At 27.3% G+C, this 19,834-nt stretch carries 13 protein-coding genes and 1 pseudogene; 8 read left to right on the forward strand and 6 right to left on the reverse strand.

Annotation, left to right across the window (positions count from 1 at the left end):
• The first annotated feature begins 22 nt into the window (after positions 1–22).
• Positions 23–2,977 carry a PD-(D/E)XK nuclease family protein gene (locus BPP43_RS06495; RefSeq protein ID WP_015274512.1) on the forward strand — a complete coding sequence of 985 codons (2,955 nt, stop codon included), beginning with the start codon at positions 23–25 and terminating at the stop codon, positions 2,975–2,977.
• A 65-nt stretch (positions 2,978–3,042) separates the two neighbouring features.
• On the opposite strand, the gene BPP43_RS06500 is transcribed toward BPP43_RS06495, so the two are convergent.
• The 5 genes and pseudogenes from BPP43_RS06500 to BPP43_RS06520 all read right to left on the reverse strand — a co-directional run bounded on the left by BPP43_RS06500 (position 3,043) and on the right by BPP43_RS06520 (position 8,645).
• Positions 3,043–3,939, reverse strand: a complete 897-nt coding sequence (locus BPP43_RS06500; RefSeq protein ID WP_015274513.1) for a class I SAM-dependent methyltransferase — start codon at positions 3,937–3,939, stop codon at positions 3,043–3,045.
• Positions 3,939–5,427, reverse strand: a pseudogene (gene nusA / locus BPP43_RS06505) (transcription termination factor NusA). Before nusA ends, BPP43_RS06500 begins: the two are co-directional and overlap by 1 nt.
• Before the next feature lie 28 nt (positions 5,428–5,455).
• Positions 5,456–6,004, reverse strand: coding sequence for a ribosome assembly cofactor RimP (locus BPP43_RS06510; RefSeq protein ID WP_014936619.1), 549 nt, complete (start codon positions 6,002–6,004; stop codon positions 5,456–5,458).
• A gap of 153 nt (positions 6,005–6,157) precedes the next feature.
• Positions 6,158–7,096 (reverse strand): thioredoxin-disulfide reductase, encoded by a 939-nt coding sequence (trxB, locus tag BPP43_RS06515; protein ID WP_013244581.1) that lies wholly within the window; start codon positions 7,094–7,096, stop codon positions 6,158–6,160.
• A gap of 85 nt (positions 7,097–7,181) precedes the next feature.
• On the reverse strand, positions 7,182–8,645 hold the full coding sequence (locus tag BPP43_RS06520) for an AlbA family DNA-binding domain-containing protein (protein ID WP_014936618.1): 1,464 nt from the start codon (positions 8,643–8,645) through the stop codon (positions 7,182–7,184).
• 166 nt (positions 8,646–8,811) lie between these two features.
• Between BPP43_RS06520 and BPP43_RS06525 the strand changes: the two genes are divergently transcribed.
• From BPP43_RS06525 to BPP43_RS11480, 4 genes are all read left to right on the forward strand, one after another.
• On the forward strand, positions 8,812–10,323 hold the full coding sequence (locus BPP43_RS06525; protein WP_014932418.1) for a DUF4026 domain-containing protein: 1,512 nt from the start codon (positions 8,812–8,814) through the stop codon (positions 10,321–10,323).
• 76 nt (positions 10,324–10,399) lie between these two features.
• The gene (locus tag BPP43_RS06530; RefSeq protein ID WP_014932417.1) at positions 10,400–10,711 is read left to right on the forward strand and encodes a hypothetical protein; all 312 of its coding nucleotides are present in this window, start codon (positions 10,400–10,402) and stop codon (positions 10,709–10,711) included.
• Positions 10,712–10,713: 2 nt separating this feature from the next.
• Complete coding sequence (locus BPP43_RS06535; RefSeq protein WP_015274514.1) at positions 10,714–14,229, forward strand: midas domain-containing protein; 3,516 nt, start codon at positions 10,714–10,716, stop codon at positions 14,227–14,229.
• The gene (locus BPP43_RS11480; protein WP_015274515.1) at positions 14,177–15,985 is read left to right on the forward strand and encodes a midas domain-containing protein; all 1,809 of its coding nucleotides are present in this window, start codon (positions 14,177–14,179) and stop codon (positions 15,983–15,985) included. Before BPP43_RS06535 ends, BPP43_RS11480 begins: the two co-directional genes overlap by 53 nt.
• On the opposite strand, the gene pyrR is transcribed toward BPP43_RS11480, so the two are convergent.
• Positions 15,982–16,509 (reverse strand): bifunctional pyr operon transcriptional regulator/uracil phosphoribosyltransferase PyrR, encoded by a 528-nt coding sequence (gene pyrR, locus BPP43_RS06545; RefSeq protein ID WP_013244576.1) that lies wholly within the window; start codon positions 16,507–16,509, stop codon positions 15,982–15,984. The genes BPP43_RS11480 and pyrR overlap by 4 nt on opposite strands.
• Before the next feature lie 239 nt (positions 16,510–16,748).
• Here pyrR and BPP43_RS06550 point away from each other — a divergent pair, with 239 nt between their 5' ends.
• From BPP43_RS06550 to fliN, 3 genes are read left to right on the forward strand one after another with little or no spacing between them, the layout of a single operon-like run.
• A complete protein-coding gene (locus BPP43_RS06550; protein ID WP_013244575.1) occupies positions 16,749–17,294 on the forward strand; it encodes a flagellar basal body-associated FliL family protein in 546 nt (181 codons plus the stop codon).
• 30 nt (positions 17,295–17,324) lie between these two features.
• Positions 17,325–18,356 carry a flagellar motor switch protein FliM gene (fliM, locus tag BPP43_RS06555; protein WP_013244574.1) on the forward strand — a complete coding sequence of 344 codons (1,032 nt, stop codon included), beginning with the start codon at positions 17,325–17,327 and terminating at the stop codon, positions 18,354–18,356.
• Between the two features lie 4 nt (positions 18,357–18,360).
• On the forward strand, positions 18,361–19,407 hold the full coding sequence (gene fliN, locus BPP43_RS06560) for a flagellar motor switch protein FliN (protein WP_014936697.1): 1,047 nt from the start codon (positions 18,361–18,363) through the stop codon (positions 19,405–19,407).
• Positions 19,408–19,834 lie beyond the last annotated feature (427 nt).

The raw sequence follows: 19,834 nt of genomic DNA on the forward strand, positions 1-19,834 counted from the left end.
AGCATTATGGATATTTTATAGCATGAATAAATTATTTCTCTTTCCAAACTCTAAAGCAAGAGACCATTATATTATTAAAGAAAATGGTGAATATTATAGTCTTGATATTACAAATTATAAAACAATATATGAATTTTATAAAAACAATATAGAGAGCTTTCTTAAAAAATATTCTATAGAAAATAATGTTTATATGTTAGAAAAAGCAATTGCTATAGTAAATATGCATTCTGCTATAAATGAGTTCGCACAAAAAAATAAAAAATCAATATTATCTAAACAAGTTATCACTTATCAATTAGCTTCAAGTTTATACTCTTTTTTGGAAGAGATTAGTTTTGCTGAATTGATGTGTAATGAAAAGATAATTTTTAATAATGAACACTTAAAAGATATAAATAAAATCATAGAAATATATAAACTAAAAAATGCTTCAATTAATGCTATTGATGAATTTGATGCATTTAAATATTTTATTAATGCAGTAAAAAACAAAGAGATGCAATATAACTATGATGAAATAAATATATACAACTTTGAAAGCCTCCCTCATTTATATAGTATATTATTAAATACAATACAAACTTCATACAACATAAAAATAAATATACTCTTGGCAGAGGAATGCGTAAAAAACTTTAAGAGTTATTTTAATGATTATAATATAAATACTTATCAAATATCAAATTTCGCAAAGTCATTAATAAACAAAAAAAACATAGAAAAAGATAATATAAAATTAATAACAGCATTCGGCATAAAACAGGAAGTTAATACTGTATTAGATGAAATAATAAAACTAATAGAATCAAATATTTCTTTAGAAGATATTACTATAATTTATTCTGATGCTGATAAATATCATGATATTATAGTTGAAAGATTAAAAGAATGTAATATTAACTTTAATGAAAGAAGAGGGAATTTTATATGGAAAATGCCTCTTATACCTGTATTAATGTCTGTATTTACTGTGCTTGATAAAAAAGATAAAATAAACATTGATGTAGATAATTTAATTAAAATATTATCATCTCCTTTTATAAGCAATTGTGAAGAGATAAATAACTATAACATAAGAAACACATTGTATGCTAATGAAAAAATAGTTAGCATTATGCCGTTAGATGATTTTATAAAAAACGTAAAAGACAATAAGTTTATACTAGATTTTATAGAACTATTAAAAAAACTAATATATGCAAACACTTATAAAACTATAGCAATAGTTTATATAGAAATATTAAAATTTTTAAAAGTAGATTTAATATTTGATAATAAGCTGATTTATAAAGATGATAATCTCATTAACATTCATCAAAACACATTAAGATTATTTATAGAATTAATACTAAAACTTGAAGCAACAGAAGATGAAGAGAAAATAGATTATTATGATTTTTATTCTGCTTTAAGTACATTAATAGAAGACAGCTACATAAAAACAGATAAAAGTAAATATGATGCTATAACATTAAGTAATCTATATGATGCTAGAGGAATAAAAGTAAAACATTTATTTATATTGGGTATGAATAATGATTTTTTAATGAGAAAGCCAAATACCTTTTTTATGAGTAATAAACTTAGAGAAGAAATTAATAATAAATATAAAAAACATATATTTAATACTCAAAGTTTATTATCTGATATGTATTATAATTTATTTTTAAATATACTCTCTTCATTAGAAGATGACAGTAAGGTTTATTTCTCTTTTAGATTTAAAGATGATGAAGGCAATTTAGATATACCATTTTATTATTTAGAAGATATAGCATCAGAAATTGGAATAAAAGATTTTAATGATATTAACTCTTTTATTTATAGAAAAAACTATATATCAGATAATATTCACACTTCAAAAGAAAATATGATGAGCTTATTTTTTGAAAGAGAAAATTATAATAATAAATATTTAAATAATAAGCTTCCAATTAATATAAAAGATATTACAAAAAGTGTTTATAATAAAATTAATAAAAATGAATATGATGATGCTAATAACAATGCAATAGAAATAATACAAAAAAAATTATTTAATAGTAATGAGGGTATTAGTGTAAGTTACTTACTTAATATAATGCAATGCCCTGCTAAAGTTTTATATAATGATGAATGTAAAATAGAAGCTGTATCATCTGCCCCTGTTGGTATAGATAAAATATTAAAGGGAAGTATTTATCATGATATATTTCATTATTTCTACAAAAATATAAAAAATAAATATGGTGATTTAAAACTAAAAACTTCAGAGTTTGATAATTACAGCAATATAGCAAAAGAAGTTATAGAAGATACTTTAATAAAACATAAAGAAATTACTGATGACAATGATAAAAAAATAATGACATATGAAATAAATAATATAATGAAGCATTTTATATCAAATGAAATAGAAAATATTGAAGAATATGGATTTATACCATTTGAATTTGAAAAGTCTTTTAGCTATGTTAAAGTTTATTCTTATAATGGACTTGATGTAAAAATTAAAGGTAGAATAGACAGAATAGATTTAAGTTACAATGATGATAAAACAATAAATGGAATAAGAATCATAGATTATAAGGGAAGCAGCTACAATATTAAAAAAATCGCAAGCTCTGATAATTATGATGATATAATTAATAATTACTTACAGCCTTTATTATATTTAAAATATGCTATAGAAGAATATATAATTAAACAAAATAAAAATATTGATGTATTTAAACAATTAGAAAAATGCGAATTAGGTTTTAGTATTTATAAAGAAGAGAATGTAGTAAATAAAGAAAATAATTATATCAAATTTGATGATAAAGAAACAATACTTACTATATTAGGATACAACGGAGAAAATATACTTCATAATTATTTTGACAAGGTATTAAGACATATTGCAGATGGAGAATTAATTTTTATAGCAGGTGAAAATCAATGCAGAGATTGTATATATTATAATCTATGTAAAGAGCATTATGTTTATGAATAATAATATATACCTAAACAACTATATTTTGACAAACTTAAAAATTCTCAGTATATATTTTTTTTATTTTATATTTTTGCTATTAATCTAATGTTCTCTCCATAAGACCATTTATTAGATTTGTTTTTATAATTGGTAAAAGTTACATTAGGAACAATGAGAGTTTTTAAAGCAAACAAAGAAAAAGCAAAATAATTACTAAAATTAGGCAAAGAGCCTTCTAATAGGCTTATTCTTAAATTTTCATTATCTATACTAATATTATAATTATTATATTCACTTCTCACTATTTTTAAATCAGCACTTTCTGCAAACTTAATTAAATTATCCATATTAAAATTAACAATATGCTCTGTATTAAGATATCTCATAAGCATATTGTAAGAACATTCATTAGGCATAGGAGAATTAGGAACTTCTATATATATAAATCCATTCTCTTTAAGCATACTCTTTATTTTTATTAATATCTCTTTAGGCTCTCTAAAATGCTCTATTACATGTGAAAGTATTATAATGTCGTATTTAGATTTACTCTCCAAAAAGTTTTCTTTTAAATCAATATCATATTTTTTTTTGGCATATACTCTAGCATCATCATTAAGCTCATACCCAAAAACATTGTTATTATTTTTTTTGAATAAACCCAATAATAATCCGTCAAAAGCACCAATCTCGCATATATCTTTGTTTTTCAAATCTATAGTTTGTTTTATATAATTAAATTGAGATAAACTTCTAGCATAACGCATTTTGCTTTTAGCTGTCTCAAATAATTTATTTTTTATATTATTATGATATTCATTTTTGTATAATGAGTTAATCTCTTCATCGGTTGGAGAATCTATAAAGTATAAAGAACATTCATCACATTGATAAACGTCTTTATACTCTTTCCAAATATTTTTAATTTCCCCAATTTTTTTATAATGATTGGAAGAACAAACTTTGCAAGTATTTGCCATTATTCAAAAGAAAGCTCAATACCGCATTTAGGACATTTAGTCATATCCTCAGTAATGCTAGAACCGCAGTTAGGACATTCATAAACTTCTATCTCTTCAACAACCTCTTCTGCAATTCCTTCGTAGTTCTCATCTGTCTCTTCTACAACACTTACAACTTCTTTAAGAATATTTATAATGTTATTAACAGTTTCTTCATCAAGATTAGTTTTTTCTATAATAGTATTAGCGTCCATTCCATAAAGTTCTTCTATAGAATTAATACCACCGTCAATAAGTGTTTTTATTACATCTTTATCTATATCAGTTAATGAATATAAATTGCTTACTGCCGCCTCTTGAGTATCTTCTGTATCAGCTATAGCTTCTTCATTTTCAACATTCTCTTCAACATTTTCAGCAAATATCTGATTCAAAGGAACTATGTCTTTTAATAATTCAGGATTTTCTTTAATATCAGTTTCTGTTTTAAGGTCAAAAGTATAACCAGTAAGCTGAGAAGCTAATTTAACATTATATCCGCTTCTTCCTAAAGCAAGAGATAATTGGTCATCAGGTATGATAATCATAGCCTCTTTTTTCTCAGGATCTGTAATAATTATTCTAGTAGGTTTAGCAGGTGCAATAGCCTCTGCAATATACTCTCTAATATCTTTAGACCATTTTACAACGTCAATCTTCTCACCTTCAATCTCTTTTATAATAGCCTGTATCCTTATACCCTTCTGACCAATACAAGCTCCTATTGGATCAACTTCAGGCTTATTTGATACTACTGCTATTTTTATTTTTAATCCCGGCTGTCTTACAACATTTTTTATCTCTATAGTGCCGTCAGCAATCTCTGGAATCTCTAATTCAAATAATTTCTTAATAAAGTCAGCTTTAGTTCTAGTTAAATATATAGTAGGGTGTCCTGACCTGTCATTTTCTACTTTGTATATATATGCTCTTATTCTATCTCCCGCAGCATAATGCTCTCTTGGAGATAAATCTTTTTTTAGTAAAACACCCTCAGTCTTACCTAAATTAACATATATATTTCCTCTGTTTTCTCTTTGAAAATATCCATTTACTAATTGATTTTCTCTTCTTTTGAATTCATTATATATAATATTTTTTTCAAGCTCAGAAATCTTTTGAAAGAAAGTAGTTTTTTGCAGCAGTACTCTCTATTCTTCCAAAATCACCAACATGATCAACTAATATTAAAACCTCATCGCCTAAATTAATATCACTATCAAGTTTTTTAGCCTCTTCTAAAGATATCTCTTTTCTGTCGTCTTTTACCTCTTCAACAACATTAACTCCTCTATATACTGTAGGGTTATTATTATTATCAAAATTAATATGGAAGTTTACATTATCTCCATATTTCTTTTTTAAAGCCAAAATCATAACAGATTCTACAACTTCTTTAAGCAAATCAATACTTATATCTTTTTCTTCAGATAGCATTTGTAAATAAGTACCAACATTTTCAAACATAGTTTTAATTCTCCATTTTTGTTTTTTACTAGCAATTTAATCTAGTTTTTATAATATTAGATTTTAATATCTTTATATCAATGTTATCATCATCATTCTTTATAATAATATAATCATCTTTAGCTTCTTTTAATATAGCAGTAGTAGTAATATAATTATCATCATCTACTTTGTATTTAATCTTTATAGGCATATCTTCAAAAAGCTCATAATTATCATCAAATTTCCATCTAAACCCAGCAGAAGATACAGTAATAGTATAATCCCCCTCATCATAACCATTATTTTTTATCACTTCTTGAATTACTCTTGTAGCTTCAATACAATGATTATGCGAAACACTCTCTTTTTTCTTAAATATAACAGCATAAACTTTTTTATTATCCTTAACAGCAAGTACTTTTAAATCTAATAAATAAATATTATGCTTTTCTATTAATTTTTTAGCATTCTCAAAAAGCAACTCTTGGTCTATTACTTTAACTTCATCTTTTTTAACAGGTTTAACTTTTTTCTTTTTAGCATCTCTGCCGTATTCTTTTTGCCTTTGCGGTCTTCTGTTGTTTTTTTCGCTCATAATACCATACTACTATTATATTTAATTGTTAACAAAAAAAGAGGGTCAGTTTTTCCCTTTTGGGAGATAAACCAACACTCTTTTATTAAAGTCCTATTGATTATAAAATTAATTCTATATCAATAAATATTTTTGTCAAGCAATTTTTAAAAATTAAAGATGAGATAAATACTCAGTAACTCTTACAGCTGCCACTGCACCTTCTCCAACAGCATTAGCAACTTGTCTTACAGGCTTAAATACAGAATCTCCGCAAGCAAAAACTCCGTCTATATTAGTAGCCATAGTAGACATATCAACTATAATGTGTCCGCTCTCTTTCATAGCAATACCAGTATCTTTTAATATGCTAGTAGCAGGCTCTTGACCAACAAACACAAATACTCCGTCTACAGCTTGTTCATGTATAGAATTATCTAATACATTTTTTATTTTTATATTAGTAACCTTTCCGTCTCCGCAAATCTCATCTATCACGCTGTCTAATACATATTCTACTTTACCAGTATTAGTTAAATGTTCTATATTGATAGCATCAGCTCTAAACTCTTTTCTTCTGTGAACTAAATATATTTTATTAACAAATCTAGTAAGGAAATAAGCCTCATCAAAAGCACTGTTTCCGCCTCCAACTACAGCAACAGTTTTTCCTCTATAAAAAGCACCATCACAAGTAGCACAGTATGAAACACCTTTTCCAGCAAAATCTGCTTCGCCTTTAGTGCCTAATTTCTTAGCAAAACCACCCATAGCAAGTATTATTGTTTTAGTTTGATAAGTTTTTCCATCTGCAGTATGAATAGTTTTCACTTTATCTTTAATATTTTCTATTTTTGTTACCTCATCATAAACTATAGGGTTTTTAGAAAATTTTTCAGCATGTCTTTGCATTCTATCAACAAGTTCAAAAGAAGTCATCTCTTCCGGAAAACCTAAATAATTTTCAACAGTATCAGTACTCATCATCTGTCCGCCAATACCTTTCTTCTCTATAAGTAAAGAATTAGTTAAAGCTCTTCCCAAATAAAGCAAAGCAGAAAGACCAGCAGGACCTCCGCCTATAACAATAGAATCATATATATTATTTGACATAATCGAACTCCTTTTTTATTAGTAATTATTATTATATCGTATTTTTTTAAATTAGTCAAACATTTTGTTATAGTGTTATAACTTTTTATAGCTTTTTGAAATGCTTGTTGATATAGGCTATTATCTCGCTTGTGTTTGCTATTTCTCTAGATGAATTGCCTACTCTAATAAAGAATTTTTCCTCTTTAAGACCTTGTTTATTAGTAATTTTACTATATACAGGCTCTCTGCTTTTACTTATATAAACAATACATATATCTTTTCCTTCTTCTTCAACAAAATCTATCCTAATATTTTCAGCAGAAAAAGCATTGCCGTAATAAGTTTCAACCAAAGTTCTAAGATGAAGTTCAAAGAAATCTTTATTAGGCTGTTTTAAAGTAGAATAATCATGGTCAAGACCTATAATTTCTCCATCATTAGTGATTCCTATAAAAAGTCGGCCTCCTTCTGTGTTAGCAAATGCCGCAATTGATTTCATTATCACTTCTTCTAGAGATTTATTTATCTTTTCTGTATTGCTGTCATATCTTAAAGTAGATTTAAACTCTACATTTGTACTTTCACCCTCTTTAATAATGTTTTTAATATTCATATGATTGTTTCTCAGCTCTTCTATTATCCTTACATAATGAGCAGAGAACATTACTATAAGCCCTATTGTAAGAAGTACAAATATAATAAAGAAAAGTATTATAGGTATTTGTATTTTATTTATTAAAGACTTCTCTGGTATTATAATGCCTATTTCAACTTTATTTTCTGATACACTAAAATTACCCTTATATCCCCAATAATGCTTATTATTATAAATTACTTTAGCTATATCTTCATTTTCATTCTTTTGAAACTCATAATTAAGCATATCTGCTATTTCAACAAAATCCATAGGGTTTTCATTGGTATTAGATAAAGATACAGGGAAAATTATTCTACTGTTTCCAGTAACCAAATAGGCATATATATTATTCATATTTTTTATATCTAAATTATCAAACTTCACATTAAACTCTGAAATATATTCAAAAGCAACATTCTCACTTGCAATATAAATTAAATGTATATAAGGCTTACCGTCTTTTACATAAAATGAGTCTATACTAAGCTGCTCCATTGGTATTGCGGAGTATTTTTGCATATTATTCGTGGCAATAGTACCTTGAACTTTATATCCATTTCCAGATTTAGTAATAGACATATAACTATCTCCAAATTGCATAGCCGCTTTTTCTATAAAAGTATGCTTTGGAAAGAAATTAGTTATTAAAACCTTATAAACATCTGGAGCCTGATTGATTATATCAAATATAGGCGTCATCTGCATAGAAAAATAGTAGGTTGGATAATATATTTTAGAATATTCCTCTACTACACTGTTTTTTACATCTTGAAAAAGTGATTTAAAAAGAAACTTTACAGGCACAGGGCTTCTCATTTGGAAATATACAAACCCTGCCACTGATAAAAATAGAAATACTAACAGCACATCTCTAAGTATCTTATTACGTAATTCAGATTTTGAGATAAATCTCCCAGATATTATTTTCATGCCATATCCATAGTACCTATTTTTATTCTTTTTTTATAATAATAACATAATATAATTATAATATCAACCTGTAAAGAAAAAATAAAAATAATAATATTTTCATAAATTGCAAAAAAATATTTTTTATTTTATCATATACTAATTATTTTTAAGAGGTTAATAAAGTATGGATTATAATGAAAAACTATATAATGTATTTTCAAACAAGGAGCATAGATTAGAATCTTGGATGGCGGCTGTATTTTCTAAAGAATATGACCATAATGTAACTATAGATGAGCTTAAAGAAATTTTAGCAGAGGAAAATAGCTTTATAGTTACAGAATTAAAAGAGGTAGAAAAAGAAAATTATATAAGAGAAAACTCAAAATGGGAAGTAATATTAAAAGCAGAATATATAGAAGAATATGATGATGAGTGTGATGATGAATGCGATAGCGATTGCTCTTGTGAAGGACATGAATGCTCACATAATCACGAAGAAGAACATCAATGCTCATGCGGACATCACCATGAAGAAGAACATCAATGCTCTTGCAGCCATGGAGAAAATCATCAATGCTCTTGCGGCAATCATGATGAAGAAGTAAAACAAAATGATGAACTTACATTCTATATTGCTCTAATAGATGCAAAAACTGTAACAGAAAATGTACCTGAAATATTCTCAGTTAATACAATAAAAGAAGAAAATTATAAAGAGGCATTAGAAGTAAATTATGCAATACATATATCAACAGTATTTCAAAATTATCCTCTTACAGACTATCAAAGACAATTACAATTATTAAACAGCATAGTAGCAGATGCTTCATTATTTTTAGATATGTCTTGTTCTACTGCACGTTCTGGAGATTGGCTTGCATACACTGCCACATTCCCGCTTTTACCTTCACTAGACTATCTTTACACTATTCATGCTATATATGATGATGATAAAGACCCAAACAAAGTAGAATATTGGTTTCATACGCATGGATTATACAGAGCTGGTGTGATAGAATTAGAAATAGTTGGTGTTGAAGATTCTAATGCTTATTATGGAGAATTATTAAACACTGTAGCAAAACTATTTATAGAGAGAGGAGTTCCTGAAAAAGGCTTTAAATTTACTCCTGCTTATGGTGTTAGTGTTTGCTGGCTTCCTTGGCAAGAGGCTTTAGAAAAACTTAATATTGATAAAGATTTTTCTGGAAGCTATAAAGACAGAAATGATAATATACATAACACTCCTTCTGGTGTATTAGTAGCTGTAGATGAAAAAGGAAATTACCATACTATGGACTACTATAAAGATAAACTTACAGATAATCCTATTTTTATGCTTAGCAATTTTGAAACTGCTATAATGAGAGAAGCTGCTTTTGATAAAATTGAATATTTTATAGAATTATTAACAAAGAAAAAGAAAGATGAAGATACTTCGTTTTTAGTAAAATTAGGTTATGCTAGAGAAGACGAAGACCCTAATGATTTAGAGCATTTATGGTTTGAGGTTCATGATTTTACAGATGACGGATATTTTGATGCTACATTAATAAATGAGCCTTATAAAGATTTGAATATGCATGAGGGAGACAGAGGAATGCATAGCATAGAAAATCTTACAGATTGGATAATATACTATAAATCCGTACATTATGACTCTAAAAATATATATTTATTATTTGAAGATTAAATTTATAATTTCTTGACCTTATATAGAAATAATGATATCATTAATAATATAAAATATAGTTTATTATTTATTATAAATGAAAGAAAAAATTATTTGTCTATCTTTTATTTTATTGGTTTTTTTATTTGGTATTATAATTAATACTGTTAATAACACCGATACTGAAAGGTATATAAAAGTAACTATGAAAGGTGCTGTAAGACATTCGGGTGTATATTTTTGCAAATATGGTTCTTCTTTTGCTAAAATAATTGAAACAGCTGGAGGAATTACAGAAAGAGGATATTTACCTGAAGGTTTAGATTACAATATGCCAATAACAAATGATATAACTATAAATATACCGGCTAAGTATTACAGCATTAAAAAAAATACTGAAGGGAGATAAAATTGAAATTAAATAATTCAAATATTTTTGATGATAATAATGATATCTCTCTTGATGAATATGATATAGATTCTCTTGTAGATAAAAATATAGAAATTAATGAAAACAATTTTCCTACTGTATCTATAGGTACTGAATCTCCTAGCATACATAGCTCTATAATAGATGACAGCATAACTTCTGCATCAGATGAAAATATAGCAATAGAAAATAATAATCAAGAAGCATCTGTAGAAGCCTACACAGAAGAAGAAAATAAAATATATAATGAAATAGAAAGCAATATTGGAATATCTGAAGATGATTTAAATATTATAAGCGATGTTGATGATTTTAATTTGGAAAACCATTTCCAAAATGTAAATAATGATGAAACAGTAGAGGCATACACAGAAGAAGAAAATAGAATATATAATGAAATAGAAAACAATGTTGGAATATCTGAAGATGATTTGAATGCTATAAGCGATGTTGATGATTTTAATTTGGAGAGTTTTTTTGCTAATAGTGCTCCTAGTATAGAAGATACGGCAGAAAATGATTCAAATAATAATGAAGATACTATAAGCATAGAGGAAATTTCTGAAGATAATACAAATGATGTTAATAATGAAACTGTAGAGGCATACACAGAAGAAGAAAATAGAGCATATAATGAAATAGAGAGCAATGTTGGAATATCTGAAGATGATTTGAATGCTATAAGTGATGTTGATGATTTTAATTTGGAGAGTTTTTTTACTAATAGTACTCCTATTATAGAAGATGCATCAGATAATACTGCTAGCATCAATAATGAAGAATCTGCTAATGAAATCTCTGAAACTAATGATAATTTAGAAAACAATAACGATATAGCAGAAAGTATTGAAGAAAATAATGATATTGCAATTGATGATAATATTACTGAAGAAAATGATACTACTTTTGAAACCACTGTTAATGATGAAATCAATAATGCTTTAGATAATTATTTAGAAGCTGAAAACTCTAACAGCAATGATAATAACGATATAGCAGAAAGTATTGAAGAAAATAATGATATCGCAATTGATGATAATATTACTGAAGAAAATGATACTACTTTTGAAACCACTGTTAATGATGAAATCAATAATGCTTTAGATAATTATTTAGAAGCTGAAAACTCTAACAGCAATGATAATAACGATATAGCAGAAAGTATTGAAGAAAATAATGATATCGCAATTGATGATAATATTACTGAAGAAAATGATACTACTTTTGAAACCACTGTTAATGATGAAATCAATAATGCTTTAGATAATTATTTAGAAGCTGAAAACTCTAACAGCAATGATAATAACGATATAGCAGAAAGTATTGAAGAAAATAATGATATTGCAATTGATGATAATATTACTGAAGAAAATGATACTACTTTTGAAACCACTGTTAATGATGAAATCAATAATGCTTTAAATAATTATTTAGAATCTGAAAGCTTTGAAAACAATAATGAGAATTTAGAAAATACAGAAATAAGAGAAAATATTGACACTGATATTATAAATAATGAAACAAATAATGATGAAGTAATTGATGAGTTAGAAAAATTAGATGATTTAGTTGAAAACTTAGACAATACAGAATACGACAATAATAATATAGCTGATATAGTATCGCATGGTTTAGCTGAGATAGAAAATATTGAATATGCTGAAAATAGTTCTTTGCAAAATGATGACAGTGTAGTAGAAATCATTGATGAAGAGAGCTATATAAATGAAAATAATACTAACATTAACAAAGAAAATGATACTACTTTTGAAACTACTGTTAATGATGAAATCAATAATGCTTTAGATAATTATTTAGAAGCTGAAAGCTTTGAAAACAATAATGACAATTTAGAAAATACAGAAATAAAAGAGAATATTGACACTGATATTATAAATAATGATGAAGTAATTGATGAGTTAGAAAAACTAGATGATTTAGTTGAAAACTTAGACAATACAGAATACGACAATAATAATATAGCTGATATAGTATCGCAGGGTTTAGCTGAAATAGAAAATATTGAATATGCTGAAAATAATTCTTTGAAAAGTGATGATAATATAATAGAAATTGTTGATGAAAATAATGATGATATAGCTGAAATGGTATCAGAGGGATTAGATGAAATAGAAAATATTGAACATTCATTAGACAATGATGATAAAAACATTATTACAGAAAATATTCATAATATTGATGTGCCTGATATTGATGATGTTGATTATATAGATGAGTCAAATTATATTAATGAAAATAATAATCAAGATGATATTATAGAATTATCTGGAAATGAACTTGATTTAATAACTAAAGATGAAAATATTGAATATAAATATATACAAAATAATAATAAAGAGTATATGGATATGAATAAAATAAAAAAAGATATAGAAGAATTAGAGATAGATGAATTATCTAATGAAGAAAATAGTATATATAATAATCAAATATCGGACGCAGACAATAATGAAGTATATGAACTCACAGATGCAGAAGTGAATATGTATAAAGAGTACATAGAGAATAATGAATTAGATGAGAACGAGCTTTCTAATGAAGAAATAGATATGTATAAAAGCTATATAGAGGGCAAAGAATACACAAATATAAAAAAAGAAGAAAGTATTAATAATTTGGAAGGTATTGATAAAAAAGAAGATATTAATGAGTTGACAGATGAAGAAGTGAATATGTATAAAGAGTACATAGATAGAGATGATTCTGAAGATAAAACTGATGAGCTAACAGATGAAGAAGAATTAATGTATAAAGCCTATATAGAAAACAGCAGTTCTGATAGTTCTTCTGATACTTCTATAGAAGATGAGAGCAATAAAACAAGCGATGATTTATTATCTACTGAATATAAAGAAGAAATAAATAACAATTTAGAATCAGTTCAAAATAGTAAAGAAGAAAATAAAATAATAGAAGAAGAAAAAAAAGATATAATAGAAGAACAAGCTGAAGATAATAATGACTTTTTAACTAAATTAAAACAGATGAATGAGGAATATAAAAAGGAAAAAGAGGATAAGAAAGAAGAAGAAAACAAAGAAGAAGATAGTAATAATTTTCTAGCTAAATTAAAGCAGATGAATGAAGAATATAAAAGAGAAAAAGAAGAGAAGAGAAAAGAAGAAATTAAAGAGAGCAATGACTTTTTATTAAAGCAGGTGAACGAGGAATACAAAGAAGAAAACAAAATAGAAGAAAACAAAATAGAAGAAAACAAAATAGAAGAAAACAAAATAGAAGAAAATAAAATAGATGAAGAAAAAAAAGAAGAGCAAAACAAAGAAGAAGATAATAATGATTTTTTAGCTAAATTAAAGCAGATGAATGAGGAATATAAAGAAGAAGAGAAAGAGAGAAAAGAAGAAGAATCTAAAAAAGAAGAAAAAGAAAGTAATGATTTTTTGGCTAAATTAAAGCAGATGAATGAAGAATATAATAAAAGAAGAAGAGGAAAAAAAAAACGAAAAACTAACTAAAAAAAAAGCTGAAAATATAGAAGAAACTAAAAACGATGAAATTTTAACACAAAATAATGAAGAAGAAGCAATAATTGATGATAACACTCTAATAGGTGATGACGAAATAGAAGAACCAACAATAGACGATAACACTCTAATAGGTGATGATGAAAAAGAAGAACCAACAATAGACGATAACACTCTAATAGGTGCAGATGAAGAAAAAGAAGAACAAATAATTGATGATAATACTCTAATAGGTGATGACGAAGAAGAAGAAAAACCAACAATAGATAATAACACTCTAATAGGCGATGAAGAAAAAGAAGAACCAACAATAGACGATAACACTCTAATAGGTGATGATGAAGAAGAAGAACAAATAATTGATGATAACACTCTAATAGGCGATGATGAAGAAAAAGAAGAACTAATAATAGACGACAATGCTCTAATAGGTGATGATGAAAAAGAAGAACAAATAATTGATGACAATACTCTAATAGGTAATGACGAAAAAGAAGAACTAATAATAGACGACAATGCTCTAATAGGTGATGATGAAAAAGAAGAACCAATCATAGATGATAACACTTTAATAGGTGATGACGAAGAAGAAGAAAAACCAACAATAGATAATAATACTCTAATAGGTGATGATGAAAAAGAAGAACTAATAATAGACGACAATACTCTAATAGGTGCAGACGAAGAAGAAGAACCAACAATAGATGATAATACTCTAATAGGTGATGACGAAGAAGAAGAACTAATAATAGATGATAATACTTTAATAGGTGATGACGAAAAAGAAGAACCAACAATAGACGACAATGCTCTAATAGGTAATGACGAAAAAGAAGAACTAATAATAGACGACAATGCTCTAATAGGCGATGATGAAAAAGAAGAACCAACAATAGACGATAACACTTTAATAGGTGATGACGAAGAAGAAGAACAAATAATTGACGACAATACTCTAATAGGTAATGACGAAAAAGAAGAACAAATAATTGATGACAATACTCTAATAGGTGCAGACGAAATAGAAGAAAATATAAATGATAACTCTTTGATAGGAGATGATGAAGTAATCATTGATGATAATACTCTAATAGGCGATGATGAAGAACTTGAAGAAATAGTAGAAAATAATTTAGAAAAATTAAATGAAATTATGGAATTAAATGCTGTTAATCAGGTAAAAGATGCCGATTTAAGTATTATGGAACATCTTATATCAGGTCAAAGCGATGAAGATGGTCATGAACTTATACATATAGATAATAAAAAAAATATAAACAATAATAACAAAAATAAAAAATCTGTTGAAGAATATGATGAAACAGATAAACTTCTAACAAAGGAACATACAATGGCTGAAGAAAAAGAATTATATGAAACTGAAAAAAACAATATAGAAACAAATGTAAAAGTAGAAGATGAATTTAGCCTTAATGAAGATATAGAAAAAAAAGAAAATACAGAATACAACCCAAATGAAGATTTTGACGGAGAAATAAGTCAATTAGATTTAGATTTCGCTATAAAGATGTTTGAAGCTGAAGAAAATAATAACAACAATAATGAAATGGCATATTGCGGTAAAAATGACCTTTTACTTTCAGAAAGCGAAATGAATAAATTTAAAAAACTATTCTCATACTTTAAAAACATAGTAGAGAAAATGCCAACTGAATGTTTAAAAGATTTCTCTAAAACAGAGTTCTATGACCTTTACTCATCTTTAAGCAGAAAGTTTGACGATTAAGCTTTATCTTTAAGTAAAACTATATCCTCACCCTCTAATTCTTTAATTCTTACAGATATATATTGGTCAGCAGGAACATTTAATGCAAGTCCAACATAATTTGCAGATATAGGAAGCTCTCTTCCAAATCTATCAACTAATACAAGTAAAACAACTCTCTGAGGTCTGCCATATTCAAATAAAGCATTTAAAGCAGCTCTAATAGTTCTGCCTGTATAAAGTACATCATCTACAAGAAGAATAGTTTTTCCTGTAATATCAAAAGGTATGTCAGTTTCTTTAATTTCAGGGAATTCTGATAAAGTAGATAAATCATCTCTATAGAGGTTAATATCAATAGCACCTATAGGTATATCTATGTTTATTTTTTCTTCTATAAGTTTTTTAAGTCTTACAGCTAAATAATCGCCTCTTCTTCTTATGCCTACAATAGAAAGTTTATCCATATTTTCCTTTTCAATTACTTCAGCAGCAAGTCTTGGAAGAACTTTTTCATAATCTTCAGCTTTTAATAAAACTCTCATCAATATAACCCCTTTTTATTTATCATTAAAAATACTATTTGATTATAATATTAAAGCAAAAAAAAGCAATATAATAATTTTTACATTTTATAAAAAAAATATGTTAAGTATTTTCTTAGTTTACCGATTTTTAATATAGATACAGTAATAACAAAGTTAACATAAGAGTTGATTATTTATTTTACTGTTATATAATGATATTATTAATATTATAATATTTATAAGAGAGGAAATTATATATGGCAGAAGAAGAAAACTTAGAATTAGAAGAAGGCGAAGAAGAGGAACAAAACGAAGCTCAAGCAAAGAAAAAATTCACTTTAAGCCCGATGATAATAAAAATACTAATGATAGTAGCTGCCATTTTAGTAGTTGCTTTAATATCTGGACTTATAGCGTTTTTTGTTTCTAAGAGCGTAGGAAGAGCCGCAGGAGTAAATGCTGGTGTAGTAGATGGCATGATTAAACAGCCACCTCCAACATATTTTGCTATTACTCCAGAGTTTAATGTTAATACTGCTGATATGGATGTTGCAAGATTTGTAAGAGTAAGCATAGTATTGACTTACACTACTAATGTTAAACAATTAGCAGTAGAGCTTCCAGAGAGAGGATATATGATAAGAGATAGAATATATTCTTTAATAAGTTCTTATACTTATGACCAATTAAGAACTAATGAAGGAAGAGAGCAATTGAAAGCTGATATTAAACGTGAAATAAACAGTATGTTAAAAAACGGACAAATAGATGATATATTATTTGATAGTTTCTTGTTGAGTTAATGAGTTAAAATAAAGTATAAGGATAATAGTATGACAGAAGTATTGTCACAAAGTGAAATAGATGCATTATTAAGTGCTATATCATCTGGCGAAGTGTTGGATAATATTGATACTAAACGTGTGGAAGTAGAGCATAGAAAGATTAAAATTTATGACTTTAAGCGTCCTGACAAATTCTCTAAAGACCAAATAAGAACGCTTCAAATGATGCATGAAAACTTTGCACGTGTTACTACAACTTCATTATCAGCTCAATTAAGAACTTTGGTAGGTATTCACGTAGCAAGCGTAGACCAGCTTACTTATGAAGAGTTTATAAGAAGTGTAAGTAATCCATCTACTTTGGCTATTGTGAGTATGGACCCTTTAAAAGGAAGTTCTATTTTAGAGATTGACCCATCTATTACTTTTACTATTATAGATAGGTTGTTTGGAGGAGCTGGAGAAAGCCCTAAAAACTTAAATAGAGAATTAACAGATATTGAGTTGTCTGTTATGGAAGGTATTATAGTAAGAATATTAGGTAACTTAAGAGAGGCTTGGTCTCAGGTAATAGATTTAAGACCGCGTTTGGGTTCTATAGAAACTAACCCTCAGTTTGCTCAGATGGTTAGCCCTAATGACATGGTTGTACTTATTACTTTAGAGACAAAGGTTGCTGATGTTGAAGGTATGATGAACTTCTGTATACCTTATATTACTATTGAACCTATACTTTCTAAATTCTCTGCTCAATATTGGTATGCTTCTGTAAGAAGAGGAAGTACTAGCGAAAACTTAAAAATTATTAAAGAAAAATTACAAAATATATATGTTGAAACTTCGGCTGAACTTGGTTCTATGCAATTACCATTATCAGACATTCTTAATTTACAAAAGGGTGATGTTGTTAAGTTTACTGAGACTAAGATTACTGACCCTGTGATATTCAAGATTGGTACTAGGAAGAAATTCTTATGCCGTCCTGGTATATCTGGAAGCAGAATGGCTGTACAGCTTACTGGTGTTATGGATGGAGAAACTGATATCACCGAAGATGATTTATTAAAAGAGGAGGATTAAGGTTATGATGAGTGACGGTGCATTATCTCAAGATGAAATAGAAGCTTTGCTTAAAGGAAGTGAAGAGGCTTTTGGAAGCACTGATAGCACTTCAGCATCTGCTGGAAGCAGCAATAATGTAGATAAGCAGCTTTTTAATGAGGCAGCTAAAATCATAGCAGATAATCAAGCTTATTCATTATCTTCTATTTCTACAAAGACTGTGTCCATCACAAATATTACTACAACTGTTGGAGATGTAAGTAATTTGCATCAGATGCTTTCTGGTAAAGTAATAGAAGCAAAAGTATCATACACTGGCTCAGCTAATGGTAATGTTTATTATTTTATGGATGAGAAAGAGGCTTTAACTATAGCTTCTCTTATGACTGGTCAAGCTGAGACTGATTTGAATGATATGGTAGCTCAAGTATTAAAAGAAGCTTTCTCTCAAATGATTGGAGTTTCTGATAGTGCTTTAACTTCTAAATTCGGAGGAAACTTTACTAATGCTCCTGTAGAAACTAGTATATTAGATGATTCCGCTTCAATAAGCATTACTGGACCTTTGGCTATAGTAAGCGGTTCTCTAAGTATAGATGGAGAAATAGATAACGCTCCTTATATATTTGCTTTTGAATTGCCTGTTTTACAAGCTATTTTATCTAATGCTTCAAAAACTACTTCTAATGCAAATAAAACAAGTGCAAGCAGCAGCAATAATACTCAAGCTAATGATAATGGAAAACAGCTTGGAGTACAGCATGCAGAATTTAATTCTTTAATGCCTGCTTCTGATGTTCAAGGTACTGGTAACATTGGTCTTTTAATGGACGTTACTATGAACATGACTGTTGAACTTGGAAGAGCTACTATGACTATTAAAGATATTTTAGGTCTTGGTGAAGGTTCTATTATTGAGCTTCAAAAGTTAGCTGGTGAGCCTGTTGATTTGCTTGTTAATGGAAAGTTAATCGCTAAGGGTGAGGTTGTAGTTATAGATGAAAACTTCGGTGTTCGTGTAACTGATATCATTAGCCCTATGGACAGATTAAGAAACAAATCTAAATAAGAGATAAGATTTAATTAAACATAAATACCTTTTTATAACGGAGTTTTTAAAAGCTCCGTTTTTTATTTTTAAAGTATAAATCAAGAATTATACTTTGTTATATAAATTTTTATTTTATTCAACTTTTTCCCGCGTACGAGCTGTACCACCTTGCCGCACGGTAATGTTATGCTTTAATTATAACTTCTTAGAAGTGCGGGGGAGTGCCTTTTAATGTACAATTAAATTATAAAATTTATAATAAAAATGCAGTTCTTCGCGTAGCGTATCCGAAGGATATAAGGTTCTTTTATACCAATACCGAAGGCACTTCCTTCGGTCGCAAAAGAAGTGTGGTGCTGCACGGTGTGTACTTCGTTAATGACAAAGCCTGCAAATAACTAAAATAAAAAAGTTAATAATTATTAGTGTATATTAAAACTATTAT

Source organism: Brachyspira pilosicoli P43/6/78 (assembly GCF_000325665.1).
Lineage (GTDB): Bacteria > Spirochaetota > Brachyspiria > Brachyspirales > Brachyspiraceae > Brachyspira > Brachyspira pilosicoli.